At 65.9% G+C, this 2,092-nt stretch carries 2 protein-coding genes; both read right to left on the bottom strand.

Features of this window, described 5'->3' with window-relative positions:
• A partial coding sequence (locus WCB02_RS29690) for an amidase (protein WP_423963504.1) occupies nucleotides 1-1,455 on the bottom strand: 1,455 nt, incomplete at its 3' end.
• A gap of 25 nt (nucleotides 1,456-1,480) precedes the next feature.
• Nucleotides 1,481-2,092: hypothetical protein (locus WCB02_RS29685; RefSeq protein WP_423963501.1), on the bottom strand; the 612-nt coding region annotated here is incomplete at its 5' end.

Raw genomic sequence — 2,092 nt, 5'->3', positions numbered from 1 at the left:
GCGCAGGCGAGACCAGTTGGACGCGAACTGGAACGTGTCGAGGTCGGTGAACGTCTGGCCGATGACCTGCATGCCCGAGGGCATTCCGTCCTCGACCACGCCGAGGGGCACGTCCACGATCGGGTATCGATTGAGGAGGTTCCACGGCCAGGTCAGCACGTAGCCGAACCCGGTGCCCGTCCACACGTCCACTCCGTTCTCCTTGCTCCTGAACATGTCGGCCTTGACGAGCGGCGTCGCGATGGTCGGCATGAGCAGGATGCGGTAGCCCTTGCCGAAGACCCGCTCCTGCACTTGGCGGTGGAGCTGTTCCAGCAAGGTCTCGGCTGCCTCGGCCTGAGCCGGTCCGACCGGTCCGACCAGGTCGAGCACATCCGTCATATAGGGCGAGAGTAGATCCCGATGGGCATTCGATGTCTCGATGAAAGTGCCGATCGACGTAGCCATCAGCCCGCGCATGTAGACGAACTTCTGGGTCTTCGAGAAGCCGCAGTCGACCTCGTCCACGACACATCCGGCGCCCCGCAGCGCGTCGATGCCCTTCAGCATTGCGTCCTTCACCGACGGAATGACGTCGGCAATGCCTGCGCCCCAATCCACGGCGATGCGCCATCCTGAAAGGTCCCCGTATTGGGTGGGATAGTCGAGGCGAGGCCGGATCGCGGCCATGACCTTGTCGGACGGGCCGACGACCGCGTTCTGGAGATGGACGAGGTCGCCGAACTGTCGCGCCATCGGGCCCGAGGTCGAGTAGGGGATTTCCCCGCCCGCGACCCGCCCGAATGGCGGCCGGAAGCCGTAGACGCCGTTCTGCGAGGCCGGAAGGCGGATCGAGCCGCCCATGTCGGAGCCTAGGGCAAGCGTCGCGAAGCCCGCGGCCAGCGCCGCGCCCGATCCCGCGGACGATCCGCCCGGAGAGTATTCCAGGTTCCACGGATTATGCGTTGTGCCCCAGGCGCGGGTCGAGGCGCCGATGAAGAGGTAGAATTCCGGCACCGTCGTCTGGATGGGCATGACGGCGCCGGCCGCCTCGAGCGAGTCGATGATGGCTGCGCTTTCCGTCGCGCGCGGCGAGTCCTTGTAGATGAGCGAGCCCTGCGTGATCCGCCAGCCCGGCCGGGCGAATTCGTCCTTGATGGCGACCGTGATCCCTTCGAGCGGTCTTGCGTCGCCGCGCCGGTAGCGGCCCTCGGACTCCCGGGCGTCCTTTCGCGCCTCGTCGAAGTGCGCGTCGGTGATGCAGTTGACCTTGGGGTTGAGCGCCTCGATCCGCTTGATCTGCGCCTCCAGGAGATCGACCGGCGAAGCCTTGCCGGCCTTGAATAGGGCGACGAGGTCGTCGACGGAAGCGTAACTGAGCGGATCGTCGGTCTGGGCGCGCGCCGCCGGAGAATCGAGCGCCGACGCGAGAACCGCCGCTCCCGCGCTCTTGATGAGTGTCCTTCGATCAATCATTCTGCGCCTCCGCGCTGTGATGGGATCAGTTTGACACCCCTGAGATGGCCGGCACATCTCCCAGCGCCTCGATCGTCTGCTGGACGGGCGCTGCGGAGAGCTTGAAGGTGCCGGAAAACGGGTCGCTGAGTTCGACGATCACGAACAGCGCGCTTCCAATCGTGAGTGCGCCGAACCCGAGCGCCGCGACGACCGTGCCGTTGGGCGGCGACACCAGCCCGTAGCCGCAGAACATCAGGAGCGACCAGCAGACAACGATGGTCAGCATCGGCCACGGGACGCCGCCGGAGATTTGAAGCGCCATCAGCAGACGGTTGCGGTTGATGTCGGTGACGGCGCCGTTGGCGCTGAAGAACGCCTGCCGCTGCGTGTCGGTTTTCGGCGAAAGTGAGAGCACGTACTGGTCCAAACTCTTGACGCTGGCGAAGATGCCCTTCACCGCGAGTTCCGACCGCGCGGCGCCGTCCGACCCGCTCCAGATGTCCTCGTAGGTCTGCCGGAGCGCCTTGCGGAGGGCTTCGCGGGCTGGTTGCGTCTCCGGGCCGTACACTTCGAGGGCGGAATCGAGCTGCATCAGCCTCGCGCCCAGCGTCTCAAGTTCGGCTTTCTGCGTCGAGTAGAGCCCATAGGCGGAACC

It is taken from the genome of Bradyrhizobium sp. (assembly GCF_049581145.1).
Taxonomy (GTDB): Bacteria; Pseudomonadota; Alphaproteobacteria; order Rhizobiales; family Xanthobacteraceae; genus Bradyrhizobium.
Note: the sequence above shows the minus strand (reverse complement) of the source record. Positions and strands in the feature narration are given on the sequence as shown.